This is a genomic window from Azospirillum soli, assembly GCF_017876165.1.
Lineage (GTDB): Bacteria > Pseudomonadota > Alphaproteobacteria > Azospirillales > Azospirillaceae > Azospirillum > Azospirillum soli.
Genome location: NZ_JAGINQ010000005.1, coordinates 309043 through 327567, shown reverse-complemented (window position 1 = coordinate 327567; position 18525 = coordinate 309043). Strand labels below are relative to the sequence as shown.

Below are 18525 nucleotides of genomic sequence, written 5' to 3'. Positions count from 1 at the left end.
TGAGAGCCGTGATAGACCATCACGTCGATAGGGGGCGTGTGGACCGGCGGCAACGCCCGAAGCTAAGCCCTACTAATCGCTCGATCGGCTTGATCCTCTGCGCTCGCCACGCGCAGCGGCAAGCCCGCTCTCAAGATTGCTCCCGCCGTCAAGAAAACGTCCTCGAAAAGCAAGAGTTTCGTTGGTGTGGTCGATGTGCGCGTCGTGGTGACCTGGTGGTCATGGCGAGGTGCCCAGCACCCGATCCCATTCCGAACTCGGCCGTGAAACGCCTCAGCGCCGATGGTACTGCGTCTTAAGACGTGGGAGAGTAGGTCGCCGCCAGGTCGCCACGACGCGCACAACACAACACCAACACCAACCACACCCAACGAACGCTCAACGCACCGTCACTTGCAACGTCTTCCCAACAATCACCGAAACCGGCCGCCCCAACAAAGGGCGGCTGGTTTCACGTTTGGGCAGCCTCGCAGACAACGCCGGCTCACCCTTTTCCCGCCGAGACCTTGTCGAGCGGCAGGAACAGGTTGGGCAACTGGATAAGCGCGGTGCTCGCCGATTCCACGGTGGCGAAGAGATAGGCCGTCACGACGAGTTGGCCATCGCCGTCCAGCGCCGGTTGCTGAGCAACCCAGCGGTCGAAGGACGCAGCCAGTGCGTCTGCATACTCGTCAAGTGGAACTCCGCCATCGGTGTCGTCCGCAAGGACAACCGTGCGGCTCACCGTCACCGGCTGCACGGCGTAGACGATTTCAGCCTTCCCGCTCGCGTCAGTTCCGCTGTACTGCGCGAAGCGATAGCCCAGAATCAAGGCGGTGCGCGGCTCGATCGCAGTTCCGGCAATCGCGGTCAGCAACGAGGCAAGCCAGCCGCGCAGGCTTTTGTCGGCCGTCTTGACGATGGACGCGATGTCGTAGCCGCTGCTCGGCCCCACGATTAGAGGCGCAATGGGCTGAGGAAACGCCACCTCGGGCGTCGTCAGGATGAAGTCCGGCATGACGGTGCCCTCCTGCGTCAGCGCGACGTCAGAGTTGCGCGTCACGACGGCCGACGCCGAGGCGTTGTGGTGCAGCCGGACGTCCAAGCCGGACAGCGTGATTTCCAGATCCACGAAGGTGTCCCCGGGGGCGGGGTGGAAGGTAATGATCAGCGGTCCACCGCTGCTGTTTCCCGATCTCGGGCTATCGGACGCATTCAGCACCGTCGCAGCCATCGTCGTCCCCACGGGCAGGCCTTCGGCCTTGACGGTCGCCGTCCATGCGCCGTCCGCGGAGTCTTCCACCGCTTCCATTCGTATGGTGAGGGTGGTTGCGGTCACGGAGGATGACGTCGGAAGCGCCGCAAAGTTCACCAATGGGCAGTTCGCCGCCGGGCTGTTCCAGGTCGCGTTGTAGCGCAGCGCATCCACCAAATCGGCCATCGCCGCCACGATCGCTGACGCATCGGAATCCCCCTTCAGTAGAGCCGGCAGGGCGGGCCCGATCTGGGCGGATCCGGCCTGAAACTGAACGACAGCTTCGGCCAGCGTAAGCTGTGGCTTGTCGGTGGTGAGCTCCATGGCGGCCGGCGCCGTCGTGGCACTTTGGAGATTGTAGGTGATGGTCAGGTCCGTGGTGTCCTGGGCCACTTTCCCAAGGTGCAACTCGGCACCGTAGGTCCACCGGAACAGGGTGTCGAAGCTGACCGTTGTGCCCGGCGCGCTGTCGGCGGTCTGGGTGTCGAGCGAGGGCGCGGCTGGGAAGAAGCGGTCTATCACGGGAATAGAGACCGCGCCGGAGCCGATGGGGACCGAAACGGGAATGGCGAGGGCGAGCCACGTCTCGCCGCCGTCCCCATCCCCGGCCACCGCCACATGGCTGATCTGGAAGGCAAGTTCGATCGACAGGGTCGCATCGTCGGTTGGATCGCTCGGCTGGAAGAGGTAGGCGAGGGTCGCTGTGGCCGCCGATGGATCGGACAGAGTAAGCCGCGCGCTGGTCGGGATGGCGGCAGTCGATTTGTTGCCGGGCGTGACCAGTCCCCACAGGGAGAGCCCGGCGTTCCGCCAGCCGTCAGGGAGATCGTCGCCCCAGGTCGCGGGGAAGTTGAGAACGCCGTCGATGGCATAGGCGTTGGCGAGCGCGTTCTGAAGGCGGTCGGCAAACGTGTTCCGCGCGAGCGACTGGCCGGCGGGGTCGGTTCCCGCTTGGTTGGCGAACAGGTAACGGAGTTGATTGTCGGCGTAGAGCTCGCCCAGCGCCGCCCGGCCGGAAACCAGCCGGCGGTAGTCGTCGACGCTGGCCTTATAGGCTGCCGCCGCGTAGGGGCCGCCGAGGACCTGATCGACGAAGGCGAAGCTCGACTGCAGCAACTGATCGCAATCGACCGACGAAAAGGCGGTCTTGCCCCATTCGCAGCTGCCGTCGCTGAAGGTGTATTGGGGCATGGGGACGGTCCCGGATTGCAGGCTGGTGTAGGCCGGAGCCGGCGCGAAGTAGGTCGGGTTGTCGGAAATGGTGGGGTTCACCAGGGCGGCTGCGACGGCCCAGAGCGTGCCGCTGTCCCGGGCGTCCGTTCCGCTCGCCAGCGCCAAGTCGGGGAAGGCCTCCTGGAATTTCTTGGCGAAGTCCGTCAGCCCCGCCGACAGGTCGGCGGCGGCCGAGGCGGCGGCGTTCGCGACGCCGGGCAGCAGCGCGACGTCGTCGGCATCCAAGTTGGCGATGCGCCACAGCGTCAGGGTCACCGCGATGGACACGGGCGGCATGGCCTCGGTTGGAGCCGCGATTGGGTAGGACAGCGTGACCGGGTCGGGTGGGGTCGCAGCCGTGCCGTCGAGATAGGATAGAGCGGCATCGACATAGTCCATGATCGCCTGCTGCCCCGTTGCATCCACGAGCAGCCCCGGGCCGTCGTCCAGTGAGGTGGACAGGCGGAACTCGACGTCGGCTCGGCGGCTCAACTGCCAGGATGCCGTCTCGTAGAGCGGCCGGGCGGTCGTCCTGTTGGTGTCGAGCGTGGCCTTGTCGACGCTGAGCGTCAAAGTCAGCGTCGACCGGCTGTCGGCTGCGCTCCAGAGGATTTGGCTGCCGGTCCACGAGGCTGGCCCGACCAGCAGATCCGTGTAGGTCTGGGGAGCGGTGAAGGGCGCCAGATCGGCGGCGATTGCGTTTCCGAAGGAATCGCGCAGCTGCGCGGTTACGGTGGGTTTGGTGCCGATGGACGCGTAGGGATTGTCGCTCGGCCCGGCGGCGAGCAGGTTGTTGAGCGGTAGCGACAGGACATAGGTCCAGCTGTCCCCATCCGATGGGCTGCAGGGCGGCGCGTAGCCGAGGTCGGCGTAGGCATCCCCGCTCACGGCGATGGCGAAGGGGCTGTACAGCTGGTTCAGCCAGGTCTGCCGGTCGTCGGCCAAGCCGGTGGGATCGGGGTTCGGCCGCGTGACCTGAACCGGCAGAACGCCGGGGGCGAAGGCTGGCTGATAGGTCAGCACCGTCGAGGACGTGGCGTAGAGGCCGGTGCTGTTGAGGGCATCTGCCGCTCTCGCGACGAACAGGACGGTGTCGGATGCCACCGACGAGGTTTCGGCCGTGCCCGACTGCGGTTGGCCGCGCAACGCCAGAATCGCGATCTCCGCCGTGTCGGAGGAGGAGAACAGCGCCGTCAGGCCGGCATCCGCCGTGCCGAGCGTCAGGTAATAGCCGGTGGCGTTCGTCTGGCTGTAGGCAACGAGGATGTCCAGCACGCCTTGCGCGTTCTGGAAAGTGGCGTCGGTGGTGGGGGCCGCCGCCCCGTCGGCCATGGCGACGGCGGCGGTGCTCTCCGCAGGCTGCTCCTCCATCGAGAGGATCGTGCGCAACAGGATGGTGTCGGCGGGCGGGTTCGCGCCGTCGGCGTAGCGGCCGCCGGCCGTCGGCACAAGAAGGGTAAGCGCGACATCGGCGTCCTCCCGCACCGCGTCGGCCAGGGCCGAAACGATGCGCGCTGAGCCGGCGCCGAGCCCGGCCAGAGCGAAGGCGGTCGTATCCTGGCTGCCGTCGGGGAGGGTCAGCTTGCGCAAGGTGACGTTGATCAGCGATCCCCACTGGATCGTTGCGTCCAGCGGCGTGCCGGTATCGCCGGCCGTCCCGGCCTGGAGGGTAACCGTTCCGGGGTTGGCGGCAAGGCTTGAAGGGATGGTGGCCAGAGTGGAGGTCGCGCCGCCGGCGGGCGTGTAGGACGCGAAGGTGGCGAACACGTAACTGGCGTTGCTGGCGGTCAGCTTCGCCGGCATGTCCAGGGTGAGCTTCGCCTGGACGGTGAGGCCCAGGATGGCGTTGATGTCGCTCGCCGTGAACTTGCCGAGCACGCCGGGCGCGACGGTGATCCAGCCGCCTCCGGCGCCCGCGGCGACGGTAAGGTCCAGCCCGGTCGCCCAGGTGCCGTTCGGCCCGGCCGGAACGACCTTCGACACCGGCGTCTGCTGGCCGGTCAGCGCGTAGAGCGGCTGCACGTCCTTGCCCGCTTGTCCGGTCCGCGACAGCCGCACACCGCCACGGAAGCTGACCGTGATGCCCGACGCGGTCTGGTCGAAGGTCAGATCGTTCCACTGGTCCGCAGTGATCTGATCGAGTGAGGCGGCTGCCGTCTGCCGCAGCGCCTCGTCGCTGCCGCTTTTCAGCAGATACTCGAAATAGGCGAGAAAGGCGTAGGTCGCCAGCGAGGCCGGGTCGCTCTCCGGCGAGGTCGTGACCGGGACGCCGTCGCCGTCGCCGGACGGGACCTGGAACAGCGCGTTGATCGTCTCAATGTCGGCTTCGTAGGAGACCGGCTGCTGGTTGTAGGTCGCGAAGTCGCAGACGGTCGCCAGGGGCTGTTCCGTGGCACCGCCGCAGGAGATCAGGTCGGGGATCATCGCGAAGGACACCGCCGACTGGCTGTCGCCATCGCTGCCCGGAACCGCGACGACCGTGACCGACGTGAAGCAGTCCTGGAAGAACTCGACCAGCGTGCCGTAGGCGAGCTGTGTCGTGGGGGCGTCTCCCTCATAAAGGCGGGTCAGCCGTGGCCTTGCCCGCAGGCGTCGGGACAGATTGCCGAACGCCGCGCCGGACGCGGTTCTGCCCTCGCCGGCGGTGCCGGCCTTCGCCAGCGCCCATTGCAGCAGCGTGCGCATCAGCGCATTGAAGGCGCAGTCCTTCTGCGCGGAGTCGTATTGGATCGCGAGATTGCACAGTACCTGGGGAATGCCGCCGACATCGCCGTCGCCGTCGCCAAAGGCAAGCGTCAGTTCCGGCAGGAACCACAGCGTCAGGGGGGTGGTGGGCGCCGGCTGCGCGGTGGCGGCGCGGGCCCAGGGGATCGGCCGCGCGAGCGCCATCGCCGTCGCCGCGTCGTTCGCCACGGACGCAAGGGACCAGGGCAGCGGCCCGGTGCCGACGTCCACATCCGCCGTGTAGCTGAAGCTGATGGTGATCCTGATCCCCGGCCAAATTCTGATCCGGATTTTCGCGCCGGCGTGCACTTTCACGGTGGTGGTTAGCGAAATTGACGATCCGCTGGTGAAGGTCACGGCGCGGGTCAGGCCGATGCTCACATGGACCGCCGCCGACACCAGCCCGAAATCGACCGTCCCGTAGAGGGCGCCCGCGTAGCCCAGCGTTAGCGTCGCCTGGAATTCCGCCGGCTGCCCGCCCGCGCCGGCCGGCGGGCCGCTCGCCCCGGCGTTCGGGTCGTAGCCGGAACCATAGCCGGCGACCGCGTTGAATCCGCCTGTGTAGGTCAGCGACCAGCTTCCCGACAGAAGGCCGTCCTTGACCTTGCCGGTGGCGGTCATGGACATGGAGGCGGCGACGCCGCAGGCGTAGGAGACCGTCTTCCACCCACCCGGCAGCGTCGTGCCGGGGGCAAGGTTGTAAAGCTTGAACCCTCCCTGGCCGGTGAGGCCGCCGTAGGCCGGCGTTGAGAGCGAGGTCGAGCCGGGCGAGGTGCCGTCCTCCGGATATCCGAAATTCAGCTCCCATGCCCCGTCCGTGTAGAAGGACAGCGTGATCTCCGGGAACTGGTACTGGAAGGGGCCGAAGGGAAGCGTCCGCCGGGTCGTGCTCGACAGGCTCGTGGAGAAAACGCCTCGGGTGTCGCTGAGGCGCTGGTAGGGCAGGATCGTGTCGAGCCCGAGGCCACGGAACCGCGCCGCGTAGGGGCCTGGATCGGCAAGCGTGATGTCGAGAGTCACTGAATCGAGCAGCGTCGCGGTGACCGCCACGGTTGCCCCCGCCGACGGCTGGGTCATGCCGCTCCACTGGAACGATCTGTAATCGGTGAGCGCCGGGCCCTGCAGCCAGGCGATGAGGTCGGATGGATCGGTGTAGGGCGTCGCCGGCCCCACCATCTGGGCGACCGCGCCGTAGTTCAAGCGCAGGCAGAAGGCGTCGGTCACCGCCTGCCGCAAATCGTCCAGCGCGGCGCCGGTCATATCGTAGGCGGATTTGATCGCGTCGTAGACGTCGTCGGCGGTGTAGGCGACCTGCGCCATCAGGTCGACGGCCTCGCCGTAGGCCGCGCCCAGAGCCTTCAGCGCCTCCGCGGCCGCTTCGGAGCCAAGCCAGAACAGCCCGTTGGCGATTGCCCGCGCCCAGGCGGCGGTGTCGCGCAGCAATTCGTCCAGCAGCGCTTCCATGTTGGCGACGACCCAGTCGCCGATGGTCTCGGTCAGATGGTTCAGGTCGTCGAGGCTGAAGGCGATGGTCGCCTTGAAGGACTGGTCCCCCCAGGAAAAGCCGATGCTGCCTTTGAAGTGGGCGTGGGCGATCTCGTCGGTGGAGAGGGGAAACGACACGGCGAGTTCCAGTCCCATGCCGGTGTCGAGCTTGATCGCCGGGATCACCACGACCCCGTCGATCTTCACCGGGTCCGTGCTCGCCCGGACATCGACCGACAGCGGAAAATCGGCCGAGAAGCCGTCCGCGTTGTCCAGCAGGCAGGTCATGGAGGCGTCCAGGACGCCGCAATACACGCCCGGCTCATCGAAGGCCGGCAGCTTGAGCGACAGGCCGAGATGGAAGCTGAGGCCGTTCTCCAGAATGGAGATCTTGGTCGTGATGGATTCCAGCTTGAGCAGCGCGACCGCGGCGTCGAGGTCGAAATGCGGCGGCACGTCGCCGTCCTGATAGGTCGCGAGGCAAACCGACGGCCCCTTGGTCGGGTCGTCGGCGGCGCTGATGACGAGCAGATCGACCTGTTTGCCGTCCTTCTCGTCGTTCTTGCGCAGCGGGTAGACGAACGGATCGTCGGAATCCGCCTTCATGCTCAGGCCCCAGGTCCCGCCCCAGTTGCCCGCCACCATCGGGTGGAGCTTGACGTAGACGTCGAAGGACATGCCCGGCAGCGAGAGTTGCGCGCCGAAGCCGTAGCCCTCCGCGAAGGTGATCGTGCCGATCTTCGTGGTGCTGGGGACGACGTAGAGCCAGGGGTCGATCGACAGCGTGTAGTCCGGCGGGTCGTCCGAGGTGCGGATCAGGTGGAAGATGTAGCCGGTCTGGTAATCCGCGACGAACCACTCGCTGTTGGAATCCTTCCTGCTCTTGCGGACGACGACCTGGGTCGTGCAGGTCGTGGTGGACAGGTCGGGACCCATGGCATAGCCCAGTTCCGACACCAGCGCGCGGAAATCGTCCGGGATTCGGTAGGCGTTGAGTTCGGCGAAATCCGCGTCCGTCAGCGTCGTGGCGGCGCTCTCGACTTTCAGCGGGATGGGCGCGGCGCCGTAGGTCTTCAGGACGCCCAGCATCAGCGACGGAACGGAGATGTTCGCGGCCCATTTCAGCATGTCGGCGAAGCTCAGGCTCGGGACGTTGCTGATGCTGCCGATGAACAGGCTGTTCCGTGGGCTGGCGCCGTTGAAGTAGATGGTCAGGAACGCCTCGATGCCGCCCGGGGGATAAGCGAGGAAACCGGTCAGGCCGAAGGACGGAACCGCCTCGCCCGCCAGTTCGCCGATGCCGAGCAGCAGGCCCAGGTCGCCGACCGTCAGGTCTGGGATGCCGAAGGGCTCGTGCCAGGTGGAGGTCATGAAGATGGCGGCGGAGCCGCTGACCGCGCCGGTGTTCTCGACGAACAGCAACTGGCCGATGAAGTCGAGCGCGTTCTTCCCGTAGGGGCTGGGCGGCTCCACATAGCCGGACCCCGCCTGAAGCGTGACGTCCACGCCGATCAGCACCTCGTAGTAGCCGGCATTGTTCATGGTGAAGCCGACCGAGGCGCTGTTCACGGTGGTGGACGGTCCCAGGTTCCAGGCGATGTCCTGGATGGTTCCGTCGAACTGGAAGAGCCAACTCTCCGGGGTGTCGTTGTAGAAGCCGATCACCACGCCCATCGCCGACCTGTTCCTGGTCATCAGCCCCATGGCGCCGTTGGTCGTGGAATCCTGGCAGTCCGTCCAGGAGAAGCTGCCGGTGAAGGTGATGCCCGGATAGACGCCGGGGGCGCCGGCCTGCTGGATGGGAAGCCGGTAGGTGCCGCTACGGAAGTTCGCGTAGGTGATCGCCATTTCCGCCGACAGGCCGAAACTGTGGCCGTCGTACGTGTCGAAGAGATGAAGGCACGAGGCGAGCTTGCTGAAATAGTCCGATGTTACGGTGAACTGGACGCCCGCCGCGAATCCGTACCCCCTGCCGACACCGGGGGTCGGCACCTGCTGGTAGAAGCCCGCGAAGCCGACGTCGCCGGACGCGGCGCTTCCGGTGATGGTGAAGACCTTCCGTTCGAAATCGTAGGTGAAGGCGAGCGATTCTCCCGTCCGCAGGTTCGGTTGGGTCGCGTTGTCGGCGGGATAGCTGGGCTGGCTGTTGTCGAATGTGCCGGCGACCGCCATCCAGTCGTAATGGCCGCCGCTCGTGAACGAACCGTCCAGCAGCCCGACCTGCGGCCCCCACTCGTAGGTCATCGCGAAATCGAGGCCGGCGACGGTGATGTCGCCGCCGAAGGTGCCGGCCCAGCTCTTGCCGGAATCGGCCGAGTGGATGGCGATGCTGAAATCGCCGCCGAGATCGACCCCGCAGGCCACCAGATCCCACGCGACCGCGCCCGCGACGGCCATCCTTCCCGCCGACCCGTCGCCGGTTCCGCTGCTGATCTCCGCCGAGAAGGAACGGACGGTCACCGTCATGTCGAATTCGTCCGGCGTCGCCACGTTGCCCAGAAGCTGGTAGACCACGTCGCTGACGGACAGGGTTTCCTCGTTCAGCAGTTGGCCCGCGAAGTCCCAGCGGTCCGCGGTGATCGTCGAGGTGACGCCGAAGACCCAATTCTCCACCGAAACCATGCCGTTCAGCGCGTACTGGCTGCCTTGGACGGAATCGTACGCCATCTCCACCATCGCCCCGGAGATGGCGATGTCCAGGCCCGACAGTTCGACATCCGCGTCCACCATGGCGGACCAGCGGATCGTCGTCTGCGTCCCGAAGGCGAGGCTGATGCCAAAATCGCCGAAGCCGATGCTCAACAGGTCCGGGTTCGCGGCGATCTGGCTGGGAAAGACGCTGAGGACGGTGCTGTTCAGCGTGCCCAGATCCAGCGTGGTGTCGCCCAGCCAGTTCCCCGCGAAGGACATCGACGGGTACTCGACCTCGATCGAGAACCGGGCGGCCCCGATCGACAGCAGCGCGGAGATGGCGCCGTTGACGTAGCTCGCGTCGCCCCAGGAGCACACCCAGGTCATGTTCAGGGCGTCGACGACGAAGCCCGGCAGCCCCGGAACCGGATGCCACGGGGTGGTGATCCCCAAGGTCCCGTAGGTGTCGGTGGTCACCGCCGTCTCGGGGTCGAAGGTTACGCCGAAGGACGCGACGCCGAAGCTTGCGATGCCCGTCCGCTCGGTGAACAGGCCGGAGGTCAGGTCTCCGGGATAGGCGGCTGTGGGGAACAGCGGCAGGAAGACGTTCTGCGAAGCGGCCGGGGTGGCGTCCGCGTCGCCGATGTGCTGAAGCGTCACCTCGTCGGACAGGCCGAGCATGATTTGCGTCGCGTAGACGGTGTCGGCCTGCCCGACGATGGCGCTGTCGCAGACGAAGAGGTTGTCGATCTGCGGCACCATCCAGCTTTCGCAGGTTCCGTCGTCGGTCGGGGCGTCGTCCGTGGACGGCACGTAGCTGAGGCCGAGGCGGTAGCCCGGCGCCGACATCGTCAGCCCCACCAGCGTGATGCTGACCGGACCGAGCATTGTGGCCAAGGTGAAGGTCGGCCCCCATTGGTCGAGCGTGACCAGGCCGCTGGCCCGCGCCGGGTCCTGCCAGGCGACCAGGGAATCCAGCGGAACCAGCGGTCCCACGGGATGGGCGTCGGCCGCCAGGGTCACCCCGTCGGGGGCCGTGCCGGTGTTGAAGGCGAAGGAGAGGGAGGGGGAGGACAGCACGTCAGCCGTGAACGGGCTGTCGGTGAAGGCGTAGATCCCGTCGCCGAGGACCCAGCCGTCGGGCAGTTCCACCGCGACGGTGAGGGAGACGTCGCCCTGGCCGTCGCCGGCGATCGTGACATCGACCGTGTAGGGATCGCCGTCGAGGAAGCCGTTTTTGCCACCCCAGCACTGTTCGGTTCCGGCCAGGAAGCCGGAGGTTCCGGAGAACCGAAGCCGCTCGCCCTGCGGCTGCGGTAGCGGGCCCGGCAGGGTGACCCGGATGCCGGGCGGCAGTCCGGCGGACGTTAGCACGGCGTCCAGTCCCGTGGTGCCGAGCGAGGCATCGTCGAGGGTGACCGGGTTGCCCTGGGCTGCCAGCGTCGTGTAAATCGAATCGATCGTCATGATCGTCCCTCGTCCCTGCCGACCGACACGCGGTGGCCGTTGCGGGCTGCGTGTGCGCGGTTCAGAGCGACGGAAAATCGATGAACACCGGCATATGGTCCGAAGCGCCGTTCATGCCGTTGGCCGCCTCGTGTCCCTGGCGGTGGGCGATGTGGCCGAAATTGTTCCAGCCTCGGAACTGCGTGACGGAGTTTCCTTTGGTGGATGGCCGGTTGTATCTCGCCAGAAGGGTGTTGTAACGGGTCTGAAGCTGCGACGTCCATCGGTAGCCCGCGACGCCGTTCCCTTGGACCTGATCGACGACAAGGGTGGTGGGAGCCATCCCGTCGCCGCCGCTGAACCGGTATAGGACGTTGTCAATGGCGGGGATCGATGTGTTCGTATAGATTTGAGGATTCGCGCCTTTGACGAGGAACATGGTGGGGGTTTGAATGATCGAGGCCTGATAACGGGCTGTGCGCAAATTCTGATAGGCGGGATTTGGGCCGTTCCTGTACATGGGAACATTAAAGTCGCCGATCACCATTTTTGTGTTCGCGGTCCCGGCTTGCCTAATTTCAGGAAGATTTCCAAATGTGCCGATGGCTTTTGTGGCGGATGGGGAGTAATATCTCTGCATTGTTTCCCAATTCGTTTTATTTGAATTTGGTGAAGTGTGAACGGCAAAAACATTTATCCGTTTGTTGTCCGAAGTGATGAACGAGAAATTGACCGGAGCCCTGTTGTATTTGTAGGGAAATTTAAAGAACCCGTCGTAAAAATTATCGGCGTTTAGGAGATTCAACGGAACTTCCGGTGCGTTGTTGTTCGGGTAATACGCCTGCGGCGCGTAGGACGTCCCATCATCCGCGCTCGCCACGAAGGCCGGGTCGTCCCAGGGATCGGGATAGTCCTCGGCAATGAACCGGGGATTGTCGGCATCGACCCTTCCGCTGTGCACGCCGTACCACAGCAGGCCGGTCCACGGCCATTGCACCGCCTGCAACGGGACGTCGACGTATTCGTTCGGAACCGGCCCCATGTTGGTCCAGATGTGCGGGCCTTGGAACGTCAGGCGGTTCGACAGATACAGACAGCCGACCGCCTCGCAGGCTCCACCCGCGCCGACGGTCACCGGCGGAATGCAGACGTAATTGCGATTCTTCCTCTTCAGCCACCTGTAGAGTTGCAGAAGGCCCTGCGTGCCCGGCAGATTGCTGAGCACCTTGCCGCTTCCCCCGTCCGCCGCGTTCCGGAAGCAAATCTCCACCAGGATGATCAGGTCGGGGTACTGGGCCTGGGTGATGCAATCCTGGATGACCTTGCGGAGGGTGGCGTTGCTGTACTTTCCATTGGTGAAGTTCTGAACGTTCCAATACAGGATTTTCATGATCCGATGCCCTCGGCGTTCGCGATGTCCGAACGGGTGGTCGCGGCGCCGTACCACGGAAGGCCGGTCGCGGCGGTTCCGGACGTCCCGTCGAAGGGGACACCGAACATCGGGATGGTGAAGGGTTGGGCGTTGCCCGGAACGGCGGTGCCCATGAAGTTCAGACTGCATTGCCGGAGATACAGTTCGGTGCGGACGCTCCGGCCATCGGGCAGGAGCGCGCCCGCGATTGCGACGGCACCGATGGAGAGCTTCGCCACCCCTTGCAGCGTCACCGCCCTGTTCTGGTCGATGCCGTCGATCAGCAAGCCCAGGCTGTAGCTCCCGGCGGCCGTCCAGCCCAGGTAAAGGGTCCCGGTCAGGCTGCCGCTCCGTGCCGCCTGGAGGCCCGTCGTGCCGAGCGTCAGCGTATAGGCGATGGCGTAGTCGAAGGCGTCGACCGGGATCGTCCAGCCGGTGGGCACCTGCAACGGGATGGCGCCCAGGGAGGAGACGCTGCCGGCGGGCAGCAGCGCGGCCGCGTTCAGCGGCAGGTCGGTCGCCAGCCCCGTCCGAAGGCCCTGGCCGGGCGTCGGGAACCCGACCTTGCTCACGTCCAGGGCGTAGGCCGTCTTCCCGCCGTCCCCGGCGGTCATGACGATGCCCAGGTCGCTGTAGGGCAGCGCGTCCAGGTCGAAGAGATCGACGGTGGGCTGTGCTCCCAGATAGAGGTAAGGATCGCCGGCCGTGCCACCGGCGTTGGTTTGGGCCGGAGGGTTGAAGGTCAGCGTGCCGCTGATCGAGAAGCGCGAGGTGTCGCCATCGACCGGCACGAACTGCACGCCGCTGACGGTGACCGTCTTCAGGATCTGCGCGGCCGTTTGCGTCTGGGCATAGTCGTAGGCGGCGCGGAAGGCCGCCGTTCCGGTCGACACGAAGGCGTAGTAGCCGGCCGCCCCGGCGGTCGCCGGCTGCTGATAGCTGCCCGACAGCGGCACGATGTTGTCCGGTGCGTCCTCTCCCGCCGCCGTCTGCCGGGCCGCTGGCAGGCTGAACAGGCTGTTGATCTCCAGGCGCCCGGTGGCGTTGAAGGAGCTGAGCGTGCCGTTGTCGAACCCGGCGAGCAGCCGGTCGAGGCTGTACCCGAACTCCTTGCCGTTGGCGGGTGATGCGCTGGTGTCGGCGGTCTCCATGTCGACCACCGCGAAGGGCGCGCTGGCCGTGACGGTGGCGGTGCCGTTCGCGGCGCCCAGATCGTTGGTCTGCACGGCGAGCGCCACCGCCGACAGGCCCCGGCCCGGCAGCATGCCCGACACGGTGGCCGGAAGGCTGGTGGCGGGAACGGCGAAGCTCATCACGCCGTTCCATGCGGGATCGGTCAGCGCGTTCCACAGCGTGGCGTACAGCGCCGAGGTCAGCGGGTCGCCGGAGGCCGCCGCTTCGATGGCGTCGATGGCCTGGATCAGATTGGCCTGAGCGATTGTGGGATCGCTGTTGAAGGACGCGCCGTCGGTCCAGTTGGACAGCCCGTTGGCCAAGGTCCGGATGTCGAGGGACGCGAATTTCAGGATCAGGAAATGCGCATCGCCCACCGTTGGCCTGAATACCCAGTCGGCGAAGGCGACCTCCCCCGACAGGGTGAACAGGCTGTTCCCGTCGCCGTCGGTGGTGCGCGTCGCGACCACGAAGCACTCGTTGGCGGCGAGCGCGGTCTGGAGCGTCTCGGCGATGTCGTCGATCGACCAAATCCGCGTGGCGCCCCCGGCGTCCACCGTGCTGGCGACCTGCAAGCTGGCGAGCGCGGAGTCGGAGGCGGTCGCGACCAGCCCGGCGTTGGTGACCCAGGTTTCGGTCGTGCCGCCCTCGTCCGCACTCCGCGCCCTTGGCGCCGCCGCACGGGCTGCTTTGGCGGCCATTACGGTCGCCATGGCACGGGCCGGCGCCAGGACGCGTGTCTCAAAGGCCCGGAAGCTCTGGCAGGGAACCGACGCCAGCTGGTCGTCCGCGCATCCGTAGGGCGCCATCGGCAGCGCCGGCAGCGTCGTCGCGGTCAGCAGGGGCCGGGGCAGGCAGGCGAACAGATAGTTCGGTTGAGCGGCATCCGGTCGGAACAGGGCGGACTGCGCCGGTTGCGTCCGGTAGCTGGCCGGGGAACCGTCCCCCGTGACCGACACCCAGGCGGTGATGGCGGCCCCGTCCTGGTCTTGGAGGGGCACGGCGTCGGCGGTCGTGCGCGGGGCGGTGGGGTCGAAGGGGCAGTATGAGGCGCCGGCGGAAAAGGTCAGGGTGGTGCCGGCCGGTCCCTGGATGCTCTCCGTGCCGGCCGATCCGCAGAGCAGCGCGATGCCGCCATCCGCCGCAGGCGGCGAAAGGGTGGCGAGGAACGGGCCGTCCGGCTCGAAACAGCTTTGCCCGCCGCCGCCGTAGAGGGACCGGAAGACCAGCGCGGCTCCGTCCTGCGGGGTGAGCCGGATCCGCTGCCCGGTCGGCGTGGTGAATCCGCTGTCCAGCGGGCCGGTGTAGGCGCCCTTCCGCGCGCCCGCCTCGGGATCGAAGGCGAAGCGGGTCCGGGCGCCGTCGAACGGCGCCGACGGGTCGAGGCTGACCGCGTAGGCGATGGCGGTCGTGCGCGGGATGTCGAACGCCGGATAATCGAGCAAGGCGACCGCCCCATCGGAGGTTCGGTGCTGATAGTGAACGCCCAGGTTCGCCCCTCTGGGCGACGTGTCGAAGGACAGTTTGCCTCCCAGCGTCAACACGCCGGCATCGTCACCACCGAGCGCGATGCCGAGCGAGGAATCGAACCCACCGATGGACGAGTTGACGATGTTCAGCGCGAACCATCCGTTCGCGGTGATGGTCAGAAGGTCGCCGTCCGACAGAAAGGAGACGGCGCTGCCCGACGGAATGTAGAACTGGAAGGAGGCGCCGAAGGACAGGCTGACGTTGCCGGACGTCTGGAGCCGGTTGGACATCGCGGTCGCGATGTGTTCCGGGTTTCCCAGGCTGGCCAAGGTCGCCTGATCGTACCAGACCATGGAGCTGGTGGAACTGGACGATTGCGTGAAGGCCTTGCCGGCCGAACTTGCCCACAGCGAACGCGCGAAGCCGGCAAGATCGGGTGGCTGCGACGGCGCGAACACCCAGAAACCGGCGTAGCCTGGCCCGGTGGAACCGTCCGTGGTCGGCCATGTCCAATCGCTGAGCAGATAATCGGGAGTCGGCGTCGCCGCTGTTGCGGGTAGGACAAAGGCGACCCAAGACCAGCCCGGCCCGGCCTCGGGAAGGTAAACGTACGGACAAGCGGAGCTGACCGCCAACTGCATGGTCATGGCGTCGGGTCCTGTTCGGTTGGAACCGCTGACGGCGCGGCAGCACGGTCTCCGCCCCCGAGGGATACGGCCGCGATTCACGGAATCGAGGACGTATCCCGTCCGGCGGTGCGGGTCAGCCGTAGGCCGGCACGAGGAACGTGCCGGACGTATCCCATTCGAAAAGAATGCCGGAGAAGGTTTCGACCGTATGGTCGTCTTGCTTGATGATGAGGTTTTGCACCTGGATCGTTCCGTTCACCGTTCCCGATCCGGTCGTGTAGGGCGGGTACCACTTTGCCCAATCGAACGATAGCGTGTAGCCGCCCGACGTTGCGGTGACTGGACCCCAGGTGTTGTTGCCGTCGAAGAAGGTCGTGCTTCCAAAACTCTCGCTGTCGCTGCTGGTCTGGTAGATGGTCAGCGCCGCGTTGCCCGCATAATTGTTGTTTGGTCCGGGCTGAATGATGACCTTCCAGCTGGTCGGTCCTTGGTATGACGTGGAAGATATGTTGGTGACGGTCGCCGTCATGTCATTCTCCGCAGATATTATTATAAATTCATGCGCATGCATTCATCGTGCATACTCCACGTATTGAGTATTGTTCTTGCAATTTTCTACCGTCAATGGTCTAAGTTGCGTCAATTTTTGACAGAATATGTTTTTATGCTTCGACGATGAAGCCAAAAAACGGTTGTGCAAACCGAGCCGCACCGGGGCCGTTTGGAAGGCGGCCACCGCCGTGGAGCAGGGTGATGACTTCAATGCGCCGAAGGGTGAGAACTGTGCCATGTGCCGCCGGTTTGAACCGAAGGCGGCACGCATTGGGACATGACCCTTGACGAACTGCTTCAGGTCAGCCGGGTCGCCCATGTCCGGGTGGGGGAGGGTATCAAGCTCCCTCTGGCACCAACACCCGCCCACAGATATCCCGCGCCTTTTCGAACCGGTCCGGCGCTGCCGATCGCGCCAGAAGTCCTTCGCCGAAAATGAACGAGTAGAACAGGTACGCCCGCGCGAAGGCATCGTCCTCCGCCAGCCCCATGCCGGCGAACAGCTCCGACACGCAGCGCAGACGCTCCCGGTCCACCTCGGCCACGATCTCCGATGCCCGAGCGTCACGCCGCGCCCAGTCGCGCATCGCCATTTCGATGGCCATGCCGCGCGGGTTGCCGTTGCCCGCGTAAAGCGACAAGACGTCGCGCAGCCGCTCTCCCGGCGATTGGCCGTTCAGCCGCGTCTGCATGTTGATCGCCTCGATTCGGCCGATCTTCCAGTTTTCCTGCAGCGCCTCCATCAACTCCGTCCGGTCGCGGAAGTGCCAGTAGAAGCTGCCCTTCGTCACCTTCAGCCGCTTCGCCAGCACCTCCACCCGAACCTGCTCCGCGCCTCCTTCGGCCAGGGCGGAGAAGGCGGCGGACAGCCAGGATTCCCGGTTCAGCGTCTTCACTTCCATCGGGGATACTCCGAACTCCATACGGAGGCGTATTGACTCGTCTGCGACCACTTCATAACGTACTGACCAAAAACCGGCAGGAAAATTGCCGACGCACCATAACGGAAACGACCGGACGGAAGGCGCCAAACCGCCCGGCTTTGGGGAAGAAACACACGATGACCGACCGCCAGCCTGCCCAGCATGGTTCGCCTGACGACAGGGTCACCGACCGCATCCGCGAAAGCTTCGGCCGGCAAGCCCTGATGGCTTCGCTGGGCGCTGTGCTGTCGCGGGTCGATTCGGGGACGTGCGAAATCCGCGTGCCTTGGGCCAGCCGTCTGTGCTCTGAACGCGGCGGCGTGCATCCGGGGGTCAGCGCCGCGCTTGCCGAAACGGCGGCCAGCTACGCCGCCTGCTCGCGCCTGCCGGCGGAGGTGTCGCTGCTGACCATGGAACAGAAGCTCGACCTCGGCGCGCCGACCTGCGGCGACACGCTGGTGACCGTGGCGCGCGTGGAGCGGGAAGGGCCAAGCCTTTTTGTTGTCCGAGCCGAAGTGCTGGCTGAAACCAATGGTGCCCGCAAGACGGTGGCCGTCCTGCTGGCGACCATGATGGTCGTGCGCAACGGCGACGAGGCGCCCTTCGTCGGCCATTGGCACCTGAACGAACCGCGCGCCGGCAAGACCGCGCGGGCGGCGGCGTAATGGGGGAGGGCAGAGCCCTCCCATCATTTCAACGCCCCTTGTCCAGCTCAGCCGTCAGCTCCGGCACCGCCTTGAAGAGGTCGGCGACGAGCCCGTAATCGGCCACTTGGAAGATGGGCGCTTCCTCGTCCTTGTTGATCGCGACGATGACCTTGCTGTCCTTCATGCCGGCGAGGTGCTGGATGGCACCGGAAATGCCGACCGCGATGTACAGCTCCGGCGCCACGATCTTGCCGGTTTGCCCGACTTGGTAGTCGTTGGGAACGAAGCCGGCGTCGACCGCCGCCCGGCTCGCGCCGACCGCCGCGCCGAGCGTGTCGGCCAGCGCCTCCAGAAGCTTGAAGTTCTCGCCCGACTGCATGCCGCGCCCGCCCGACACGACGATCTTGGCCTGCGTCAGCTCGGGCCGCTCCGACTTCGTCAGCTCTTGGCTGACGAAGGTGGACTTGCCGCTGGGAGCGGAGGCGGCCAGCGTCTCCACCGGGGCCGAACCGCCCTCGGCCGGCGCCGCCTCGAAGGCGGTGGTGCGCACGGTGACGACCTTGATGGGGTCGGCCGACTGCACAGTGGCGATGACGTTGCCGGCGTAGATCGGACGGGTGAAGGTATCGGCGCTCTCAACCGAGAGAATGTCGGAGATCTGCGCCACGTCGAGCAGCGCCGCCACACGCGGCAGAAGGTTCTTGCCCTCCGAGGTGGCGGCGGCCAGCACATGGCCGTAGCCCTTGGCGAGGCCAACCACCAGCGGGGCCACGTTCTCCGGCAGGTGGTGCTTGTAAGCCGCGTCGTCGGCCAGCAGCACCTTGCTCACACCCGCGACCTTGGCGGCGGCCTCGGCCACGCCCTGCGCGCCCTGGCCGGCGACCAGGAGGTGGATGTCGGAGCCGATCTTCTGCGCGGCGGCCACGGCGTTCAGCGTGGCGGGCTTCAGCGCGGCGTTGTCGTGGTCGGCAATGACGAGAATGGCCAT

The 18525-nt window shown here is 66.1% G+C and carries 7 protein-coding genes and 2 rRNA genes; 3 read left to right on the top strand and 6 right to left on the bottom strand.

What is annotated here, in order from left to right:
• Positions 1–97, top strand: a 23S ribosomal RNA gene (locus J2852_RS11135); the annotation flags it as partial.
• A gap of 114 nt (positions 98–211) precedes the next feature.
• A 5S ribosomal RNA gene (rrf, locus tag J2852_RS11130) occupies positions 212–327 on the top strand.
• Positions 328–484: 157 nt separating this feature from the next.
• Here the strand turns inward: rrf and J2852_RS11125 are convergent.
• From J2852_RS11125 to J2852_RS11105, 5 genes are all read right to left on the bottom strand, one after another.
• A complete protein-coding gene (locus J2852_RS11125; protein WP_209875286.1) occupies positions 485–10753 on the bottom strand; it encodes a hypothetical protein in 10269 nt (3422 codons plus the stop codon).
• A gap of 61 nt (positions 10754–10814) precedes the next feature.
• Positions 10815–12122, bottom strand: coding sequence for a hypothetical protein (locus J2852_RS11120; protein WP_209875284.1), 1308 nt, complete (start codon positions 12120–12122; stop codon positions 10815–10817).
• Positions 12119–15433, bottom strand: a complete 3315-nt coding sequence (locus J2852_RS11115) for a hypothetical protein (RefSeq protein WP_209875282.1) — start codon at positions 15431–15433, stop codon at positions 12119–12121. The genes J2852_RS11120 and J2852_RS11115 overlap by 4 nt, the downstream gene beginning before the upstream one ends.
• 115 nt (positions 15434–15548) lie before the next feature.
• A complete protein-coding gene (locus tag J2852_RS11110; RefSeq protein WP_209875280.1) occupies positions 15549–15944 on the bottom strand; it encodes a hypothetical protein in 396 nt (131 codons plus the stop codon).
• A gap of 361 nt (positions 15945–16305) precedes the next feature.
• Positions 16306–16869, bottom strand: a complete 564-nt coding sequence (locus tag J2852_RS11105) for a TetR/AcrR family transcriptional regulator (protein WP_209875279.1) — start codon at positions 16867–16869, stop codon at positions 16306–16308.
• A gap of 158 nt (positions 16870–17027) precedes the next feature.
• On the opposite strand from J2852_RS11105, the gene J2852_RS11100 reads away from it, so the two are divergent.
• Positions 17028–17555: a PaaI family thioesterase gene (locus tag J2852_RS11100; RefSeq protein WP_209875278.1), complete on the top strand. Its 528-nt coding sequence runs from the start codon at positions 17028–17030 to the stop codon at positions 17553–17555.
• A 28-nt stretch (positions 17556–17583) separates the two neighbouring features.
• Here the strand turns inward: J2852_RS11100 and J2852_RS11095 are convergent, their stop codons facing one another.
• Positions 17584–18525, bottom strand: coding sequence for an electron transfer flavoprotein subunit alpha/FixB family protein (locus tag J2852_RS11095; RefSeq protein WP_209875277.1), 942 nt, complete (start codon positions 18523–18525; stop codon positions 17584–17586).

Excerpts from the sequence above, each read along its gene's own strand:
- J2852_RS11125 (WP_209875286.1), bottom strand. The coding sequence starts at position 10,753 with ATGACGATCGATTCGATTTACACGACGCTGGCAGCCCAGGGCAACCCG.
- J2852_RS11120 (WP_209875284.1), bottom strand. The coding sequence starts at position 12,122 with ATGAAAATCCTGTATTGGAACGTTCAGAACTTCACCAATGGAAAGTAC.
- J2852_RS11115 (WP_209875282.1), bottom strand. The coding sequence starts at position 15,433 with ATGACCATGCAGTTGGCGGTCAGCTCCGCTTGTCCGTACGTTTACCTT.
- J2852_RS11110 (WP_209875280.1), bottom strand. The coding sequence starts at position 15,944 with ATGACGGCGACCGTCACCAACATATCTTCCACGTCATACCAAGGACCG.
- J2852_RS11105 (WP_209875279.1), bottom strand. The coding sequence starts at position 16,869 with ATGGAAGTGAAGACGCTGAACCGGGAATCCTGGCTGTCCGCCGCCTTC.
- J2852_RS11100 (WP_209875278.1), top strand. The coding sequence starts at position 17,028 with ATGACCGACCGCCAGCCTGCCCAGCATGGTTCGCCTGACGACAGGGTC.
- J2852_RS11095 (WP_209875277.1), bottom strand. The coding sequence starts at position 18,525 with ATGGCCATTCTCGTCATTGCCGACCACGACAACGCCGCGCTGAAGCCC.